Origin of the sequence: Chamaesiphon polymorphus CCALA 037 (assembly GCF_003003845.1) — a bacterium.
In the GTDB taxonomy this organism is placed as follows: Bacteria; Cyanobacteriota; Cyanobacteriia; order Cyanobacteriales; family Chamaesiphonaceae; genus Chamaesiphon; species Chamaesiphon polymorphus.
The window spans coordinates 1-8250 of the sequence record NZ_PVWO01000251.1 but is presented as its reverse complement, the minus strand read 5'-3'; the positions used below and the strand labels follow the sequence as shown (position 1 = coordinate 8250).

At 49.3% G+C, this 8250-nt stretch carries 9 protein-coding genes; 7 read left to right on the top strand and 2 right to left on the bottom strand.

Features of this window, described 5'->3' with window-relative positions:
* The first annotated feature begins 126 nt into the window (after positions 1–126).
* The 6 genes from C7B77_RS17860 to C7B77_RS17830 all read left to right on the top strand — a co-directional run bounded on the left by C7B77_RS17860 (position 127) and on the right by C7B77_RS17830 (position 5868).
* On the top strand, positions 127–1302 hold the full coding sequence (locus tag C7B77_RS17860; protein WP_106307755.1) for a zinc-dependent alcohol dehydrogenase: 1176 nt from the start codon (positions 127–129) through the stop codon (positions 1300–1302).
* A 143-nt stretch (positions 1303–1445) separates the two neighbouring features.
* Positions 1446–1961, top strand: a complete 516-nt coding sequence (locus C7B77_RS17855; RefSeq protein WP_106307752.1) for a hypothetical protein — start codon at positions 1446–1448, stop codon at positions 1959–1961.
* 158 nt (positions 1962–2119) lie between these two features.
* Positions 2120–2482 carry a hypothetical protein gene (locus C7B77_RS17850; protein ID WP_106307749.1) on the top strand — a complete coding sequence of 121 codons (363 nt, stop codon included), beginning with the start codon at positions 2120–2122 and terminating at the stop codon, positions 2480–2482.
* Positions 2483–2808: 326 nt separating this feature from the next.
* Positions 2809–3627, top strand: coding sequence for an SDR family NAD(P)-dependent oxidoreductase (locus C7B77_RS17845; RefSeq protein ID WP_106307746.1), 819 nt, complete (start codon positions 2809–2811; stop codon positions 3625–3627).
* 352 nt (positions 3628–3979) lie between these two features.
* Positions 3980–5095 (top strand): L-dopachrome tautomerase-related protein, encoded by a 1116-nt coding sequence (locus C7B77_RS17835; RefSeq protein ID WP_106307740.1) that lies wholly within the window; start codon positions 3980–3982, stop codon positions 5093–5095.
* Between the two features lie 335 nt (positions 5096–5430).
* Positions 5431–5868 carry an HAD family hydrolase gene (locus C7B77_RS17830; protein WP_106307737.1) on the top strand — a complete coding sequence of 146 codons (438 nt, stop codon included), beginning with the start codon at positions 5431–5433 and terminating at the stop codon, positions 5866–5868.
* A gap of 18 nt (positions 5869–5886) precedes the next feature.
* Here the strand turns inward: C7B77_RS17830 and C7B77_RS29330 are convergent, their stop codons facing one another.
* Together C7B77_RS29330 and C7B77_RS17825 are read right to left on the bottom strand one after the other, a co-directional pair.
* A complete protein-coding gene (locus C7B77_RS29330) occupies positions 5887–6060 on the bottom strand; it encodes an ISAzo13-like element transposase-related protein (RefSeq protein ID WP_146138381.1) in 174 nt (57 codons plus the stop codon).
* A 34-nt stretch (positions 6061–6094) separates the two neighbouring features.
* Positions 6095–6535, bottom strand: a complete 441-nt coding sequence (locus C7B77_RS17825; protein WP_106307761.1) for an ISAzo13-like element transposase-related protein — start codon at positions 6533–6535, stop codon at positions 6095–6097.
* Between the two features lie 719 nt (positions 6536–7254).
* Here C7B77_RS17825 and hemF point away from each other — a divergent pair.
* Positions 7255–8250: oxygen-dependent coproporphyrinogen oxidase (hemF, locus tag C7B77_RS17820; RefSeq protein WP_106307758.1), on the top strand; the 996-nt coding region annotated here is incomplete at its 3' end.

Here is an 8250-nt window from a genome sequence, read left to right as displayed (position 1 = left end):
CTTTATAAGGGGGGTTGGGGGGGTAACACCAACCCGAACGAAGCAATTTCAACCTCCCAATTCTTAACTCCTAACTCCCCGCTCCCCGCTCCCCGCTCCACCACCACCCACCAAGGACTATTAACAATGAAAGCAGTTTGCTGGCAAGGTACGACTAAAGTACAAGTGGACAACGTTCCAGATCCCAAAATCCTGAATCCTCGCGATGCGATTATTAAAATCACAACTACGGCGATTTGTGGTTCCGATTTGCACTTGTACAACGGCTTCAACCCCACGATGCAAAAAGGGGATATTCTCGGCCATGAATTTATGGGCGAGGTAGTCGAACTGGGTAGTAAAGTTACCAATGTCAAAATTGGCGATCGAGTAGTAGTTCCATTTACCATCTCCTGCGGCTCTTGTTTCTTCTGCAATCGCGATTTGTGGTCGTTGTGCGATAACTCCAATCCGAATGCTTGGATGGCCGAAAAAGTCATGGGTCATTCCCCGTCAGGCTTATTTGGCTACTCGCATCTGTTGGGTGGGTATGCTGGCGGTCAGGCGGAATACGCTCGCGTGCCCTTTGCAGACGTGGGTTTATTTAAGATTCCCGATGGCTTACCTGACGAAAAGGTAGTATTTTTCACCGACATCTTCCCGACTGGTTACATGGCCGCCGAAAACTGTAATATTCAGCCCGGTGATACCGTTGCCGTCTGGGGTTGCGGGCCAGTCGGTCAATTTGGGATTCGGAGTGCATTTATGCTCGGTGCCGAACGCGTAATCGCGATCGATCGGGTACCCGAACGGCTCCAGATGGCCAAAGATGGCGGCGCAGAAGTCCTTAACTATGAAGAAATCGAGGTCGGCGAAGCCCTCAAAGAGATGACAGGCGGACGCGGCCCCGACTCGGTAATGGACGCCGTGGGGATGGAAGCGCACGGCATGGGTTTAGAAGGCTTTTACGACAACGTGATGCAATCAGTCAAGCTCGAAACCGATCGACCCACCGCACTACGTCAGGCCATCTTAGCAGTTCGTAAAGGCGGCAGCGTCTCGGTACCTGGTGGCTACACTGGCTTTGTGGACAAGATCCCGATGGGTGCGTTTATGAATAAAGGCTTGACGATGAAATCCGGTCAGACTCACGTTCACAAGTATTTGCAACCCTTGCTCGATCGCGTTCAGCACGGCGATATCGATCCTTCATTTGTCATCACTCACACTCTCCCACTAGAGCAAGCTCCCCAAGCCTACGAAATCTTCAAACACAAGAAGGATAACTGTATTAAGGTTATCCTCAAGCCTGGGATGAATTAGTTGGGAGTTGGGAGTTGGGAGTTGAGAGTAACAAGTTAGCAGTGGAACTGCGTTCCAGTTTAGCTACTTTGTCTCCAGTCTCCCACTCCCAACTCTCAACTTCCCACTTCACACTCCCAACTCCCAACTCCCAACTCCCAACTATGAATTATCTCGTCGCAGTTTTGCCCGATCGAATTCAAGCTGAAGCCGCTTATTCTGCTTTGGAAAAAGAAGGTTTGCCCAATGATGGCATCAATATTTTAGGTGACGGTTATCAAAGTGCCGATGAATATGGACTCATCGATCCGAATGTAGAAGCCAGTAAAGAAATCAAACGCGAATTATTATGGCTGGCTGGCTTTGGATTTGTCGCTGGTTTTGCCTTTAATTACTTGACCGGAATCGAAATTTTCTCGACGCTTCCACCGATTGGCAACCACATTTTGGGTGGTATTTTTGGTGCTGGTGCTGGTGCTATGGGTGCATATTTTTCTGGAGGTGCGGTCGGTTTGACGATCGGGAGCGGTGATGCTTTACCTTATCGCAATCGCCTGAATGCAGGGAAATATCTGGTAATTGTCAAAGGTACTGGAGAACTTATAGATCGGGCGACTCGCGTTCTGCGTCAATTCGAGCCAGAAAACATTCAGGGATATAACGAACCAATTGGCACTTGATTAATTGATAATTGATAATTGATAATTGATAATTAAATAAACAGATCTCTGTCCTTTGAGAGAGAAGTTTTGAGTGCGATTGTAGTTAACCTTATTGTTGTAACAAACAAATATCTTTTTTAAGAAAGATATCAAATTCTTCAAAGAAGGAGCTAACTATGCTAAATACAATCGGTGCGGCAATTGTTAAAATTGGTGGTTGGTTTAAGAATATTCAAGTGCGGCAGTTTTTATCTGTTATCGCGATCGGATTTATTTTACTAACAACCGATGTCGCCCCAGATCGCGCGAGCAAAGCCACGATCGACAAACTCGATCGACTGGTACATCAAGAAAATCCCGATCGCCCCAAAACTACTGGGGAATGGCAACAACAGGCTCGTGAGGTCAAAGGTAAACCGGGACAAAGACTCGAACGTATTGGCGAGCAATCGGCAGATGCAGTCAAAGAGTTTACTGGTTTGTATCCTGAAGTAGCCAAACGCAGCGCAAACGAACTGGAAAGAAATATCGACAAATAACCACTACTTAATTAAAAATGTGCCGGGTTGTGAGTGCGATGCACTACTAACAACTTGGGCATTTTTAATGTAAGCAATATTGTGCCAATCTAGTGAAGCTCGATCGAGCGATATTTTGAAGCTGCAACAAGCATCAGAGTAAAGTTTGCTCGAGCATTAGGATAAATATTTTGAACTATCGATCGTCAAAAATATTTGCAAATTTTCCGAGCTAAAAATAATCGGTACTGAATATCAATCGACGCTCGAAGTAGCTCGCATTGGTGACCGATAGAAAGTCGGTAAAAGTCACTTACTCAATCTGCAATCCACAATCTACAATCCCAATGACTAATTATTCCGCGACTAATGGTTCGACTCGACCGCTGGCTGTAGTAACGGGTGCCTCTAGCGGTATCGGTTACGAACTCGCCAAACAGTTTGCCAAAAACGGCTTCGATCTCCTCGTCACATCAACAGGCGAACGCATCGAAACGGTAGCTGAAGCCTTCGAGCAGCTAGGAGCCAAAGTCGAAACCGTCCAGGCAGATTTGGCTACCTACGATGGCGTCGAAACCCTCTACCAGCAGATTCAAGCTACCGGAAAACCCGTCGAGGCGATCGCGATTAATGCTGGAGTTGGCGTCGGTGGAGCCTTCATCGAAACCGACTTGCAACAAGAACTCAACATCATCGAACTCAACATTGCGTCCACCGTCCACCTCGCCAAACGTGTCGTCCCCGATATGGTCGCGCGTCACCAAGGACGAGTACTATTTACATCCTCGATCGCGTCCCAAATGCCTGGGCCATATCAAGCCGTTTACGCTGCCTCCAAATCCTTCGTCCACTCCTTTTCGCAGGCACTCCGCAACGAACTAAAAGACAGCGGCGTCACCGTTACCGCCCTGATGCCCGGAGCCACTGACACCAACTTCTTCGATCGGGCGGGATTAGACGGTACTAAAGTCGGCGAACAAGACAAAAAGGATGACCCCGCAGAGGTCGCCAGAATGGGCTACGAGGCACTCATGGAAGGTAAGGATAGCGTTTTGGCAGAATCCCTGTTAACCAAAGTTGCTGGGGTCGTCAGCAAAGTTTTACCAGATCCCCTCAAAGCAGAACTACACAGCAAAATGAGCGAACCTGGTTCGGCTAATAACTAACATTACTCGTTGCTAAAGTTACAGCGATCGCCAATGAATCTAAGGAGTCAATCGACGAAGAACCCATTTGACGTCTTCTAGTGGGGAGGGCGGGTTTGTTTGAGATCGAACCTTTCCCGAATATTGACTAACATTGTCTTGTCGCGCTAAACCTGGAGGAAACCTCCAGAGCGCGCGCCGAAAACCCGCCCCTACAGCTCCATAAATATCTGCATAATACATATCGTATATCGATCTTAGAGACGGGTTTGCGGCGCGCGTATCGACCTGGAGCTTGCCTCCAGGTTGTGTGCGTCAAGACAAGACAAGAAAATGCTAGAAACTCACGCATACAACCAAAGGAACTCAACCAATGGTAAGTCAACTCCAAAAACTACCCGCAGTCTCCACCATCGGCACACTCGAACCAGTCGCCCACTTTGACGGTGCCATGCCTACAGGCGTCACCGTATCCCATCAAGGGAGAATCTTCGTTAACTTTCCCAAATGGGGCGACGAGGTAAACTTTACCGTCGCCGAAATCCGCAACGGTGAAGCTGTACCTTATCCAAATCTCGCCTTCAACAAAACCCAAGAATACAACCGCTCCGCCGCCCTCGTATCCGTCCAAAGCGTCGTTGTCGATCCACTCGATCGACTGTGGCTGCTCGATACAGGCAGCCCGATGTTCAAACCCACCCAATATGGTGGCCCTAAACTAGTCTGCATCGATCTGAGCACCGATCGCGTCATCCAAACGATCGTCTTCCCTCAAGACGTCGCCCTTCCCTCCACCTACCTCAACGACATCCGCTTCGATCTGCGCCGAGGTGCCGCAGGCATGGCATTTATCACCGATTCATCCGATCGCGGTGCCAACGGCATCATCGTCGTCGATCTCGCCTCTGGTGAAAGCTGGCGCAAACTCCACAATCATCCTTCCACCAAAGCCGAACCACCCGCCACCTGTCTGCCCCTCGTAGAAGGACAACCCCTGATGGAACGCCAAGCCAACAGCACCACCAAACCCATGAAAATGGGCGCAGACGGCATCGCGATCGCCGCCGATGGCTCTCGTTTATATTATTGCCCCCTCATCAGTCGGCGGCTCTATAGCGTCTCGATCGATGCTCTAATCGATCGCACCATAGACGAAGCAGCAGTCGCCGCCACTGTCATCGACGAAGGCGACAAAGGCGGCTGCGCCGACGGACTCGAATCCGACGCCGCCGGATACATCTACGCCACCAACTACGAACACCAAGCCATCCTCCGCCGTTCTCCAGCAGGCATGTGGGAAACCGTCGTCCGAGATCCCCGCCTGATGTGGCCAGATACCATGTCGATCGCCACCGACGGCTACCTTTACATCACCGCCAACCAACTCCACCGCCAACCCAAATATCAAAAAGGCCAAGATTTACGCCAAAAACCCTACACCCTCTTCCGGACACGCATTGACGCCGAGCCAGTGTTGTTAAGGGGGTGAGGAGTTGGGAGTTGGGAGTTGGGAGTAGAGGAGTAGGTAATCGAAACCAATAGAAAGCCATTAAGAAGCCATGCCCAGGGGAGGGCTTCGTGCCCAACCCACCCAACTAAATAGCAGCAAAACCCTACCCCGCAGCCACTAAGTAGGAGCGACCCAGACTAGACTTCTCACTAACAACCTACATACGTAGGGGAGTTTGAGGGGCGGCGTCCCGCCCCTCAACGGGGGGTCTGGGGCAAGCCTCCCCCAGATCCGGGTTCTCCAAGCACCAGAAATATCCGCTCGTGACAATTATCAACTGCAAAAAAGTAACACACCCTATCCCCCAAATCCACATGCCCCAACTCAAAGCAGTTATTTTTGGCGCAGCACTCCACCATAGAGACGAAGATCGCCCCAACACCCCGATCGCCGAAACATCCGACATTCAACGACAAGCATTCAATGAGGCATTTGCAGCCGCTAAACTAGACTGGCACTGGACGGCTCAAACCAGCGACCTGCTCAAACTTAAAGACGATCCACAACGAATGCGTGCCTATCGCGACGCCGACCTCACCCGCATCAACGTCACAGACAGCACCATCTCCGCTCTCCACAAAGCCAAGAACGGACTCTATCTAGCCATGCTGGCAGATCTGCACTTCCGTCCGCGCCCTGGCGTGGTTGAAACGCTCGATTTGTGTAATAGGAATGGCCTTCAGGTCGCACTTTGCACCGCAACTACCATGGCAAATATCGAAGCATTGCGTACAGCCTTAGGGGATTTCTAAAAAAGAAAGTACCCGGACTTAGGGACAAATAAGAATATCCCATTTGGGCAGTTCGGGGTTACGCTCTAAATACTGCTCAACTACTTTCATTTCTGATTTAGAAAGGGAAATGCCTGTAGTATAAGTTACTAAGCTCAAATAAACAATCGGTTTTACTCCTTTCCCAGTCATGCTTTGTGCCCAAGCCAGCATTGTCTCTCGACCGCCTTGGCGGCGCGCTTGGCGTCTATAGCCGCAATTTTTTTTGAGGCTTGGCTTTCACCACTGGGCGCAGACGATATCCCATCCGATTGAGAATTACGGCCATTGTACTGAGTGCTGATAATTGTTCTGACTTGTAACCCCGTTGTCTTAATTCGATGATGGCTTGAGCTGCTGTCAGTCTCGTGTAAGCGATTGTTGTTTTAAACGTTGGGTCTTGCTGTCCGTGTGCTTCGGCAATCTCTTTGAGTATTTTTGCTGCTTCTGGCTGTTGTTCTTCCCATCTTTTGACACCGGATTTGGCTGATTGTGCGCCTACACATTTTATCCCTGTCCGCTGTTCTGCTAGCCCTAGCTCCACCATGTTTCTTTTCCACCCAACTACTCTTTCCGCTTTTCTGGCACTGCCTTGACAGTATTTGTTGGTCATTTGTGCGGTAAATTCTCGTCGTTTGGCTCCACTCATCTTGGCTGCTGCCAATTTCAAATCTTCTATTTGCCCATTGCTGAGATTTCTCTGTTTGCTTGGAGATTTTTTCAACTATTCTACACCTCCTGATTTTACACTGGGTACTTTCTTTTGTGGAGATCTCCTAAAAGCCCCTCTTGTGTTGTATGGGTAGATCGACAATTTTAATTTGAGCGATCTCGGTATCGATCGAGAGTTCCTTTAATCTAAATAGGCAGCCCTTTCAACGCGAACAAAAGAACTAACCCGTAATGGCGTAAACCCGTTCTCTATTCAATCGATCTTAGTGTTGTAGTGCCCCTCCTCGCTCGAATTACGAGCGATTTATCGAGCGAGGAGGGTCACACCATTATTGCCAAAGCCTAAAAACCTTACTCTATGGCGATCGACAAAGCAATACAAGTGTTCGCATTGAAAGGGCTGAATCTAAATAGGCTAAAATCTCTATCGATCTAAAGCTCTGTTTGTTATTGGTGGTGTTGGGTAGAGCAAAGCGAAACCCAGCCTACTATCCTACCCAACCTACCTAACTAACATTTATAAGATCGATCGAGCTGGTAAATCCTCCCGCCTAAAGCCTAAAACCTAAAACCTAGTTTGTATATTTCCCGTAACAACGATCGACAGTCGATCGCCTGGATATGCTACTTTGCTAGATAGTCGCCAACGGCTGCTTTAACAAATATTTTTAAATTAACCTCATTCACCTTGCGGATATGACAGCTTTCTCTACTGACAATAAGATAAACGACGCTTTTCTGCCCCCTAGCGACGCCAAAAGTCGGATCGTGCAGTTTATGCGGGACTTTCAAGATAGTGTCTGTCAGGGCTTAGAAGCTGTCGATGGCGGTGGGAAGTTTCAAGAAGAAAGCTGGGATCGTCCTGAAGGCGGCGGCGGTCGATCGCGGGTGATGAAGGAAGGTAATGTCTTCGAGCAAGGTGGGGTGAATTTTTCGGAAGTGTGGGGCGACCATTTACCACCTTCAATTTTAAGTCAACGTCCCGATGCGGCTGGACATCGCTGGTTTGCGACGGGTACCTCGATGGTACTGCATCCGCGCAATCCTTATATTCCCACCGTCCATCTCAATTATCGTTATTTTGAAGCTGGCCCCGTGTGGTGGTTTGGGGGTGGTTTAGATCTGACTCCTTACTATCCATTTGCTGAGGATGCCAGTCATCTGCACAATACGCTCAAAGCCGCTTGTGACAAGCATAGCCCCGACTTGTACCCGACTTTTAAATTATGGTGCGATGAGTACTTTTATCTCAAGCATCGGAATGAAACTCGCGGCGTGGGTGGGATCTTCTTTGACTATCAAGATGGGCAAGGCGCATTGTATCGTGGCCCCGACCCCAAAGGCCCTGCGGCGCAATATAGCGACTCGATCGGGATTCCCGCGCCGCGTACTTGGGAACAGTTATTTGCAATTTCTCAAGACTGCGCGAATAGCTTTTTACCAGCATACATTCCGATCGTCGAACGCCGCCGAAATACTGAGTATGGCGATCGCGAGCGGAATTTCCAATTATATCGGCGCGGACGCTATGTAGAATTCAATCTCGTCTACGATCGCGGCACGATCTTCGGTCTGCAAACCAATGGACGCACCGAATCGATTCTGATGTCTTTACCTCCCCTCGTCCGCTGGGAATACGGTTACCAACCCGAACCCAATTCCCCCGAAGCCGAACTCTACGAAACTTTCCTC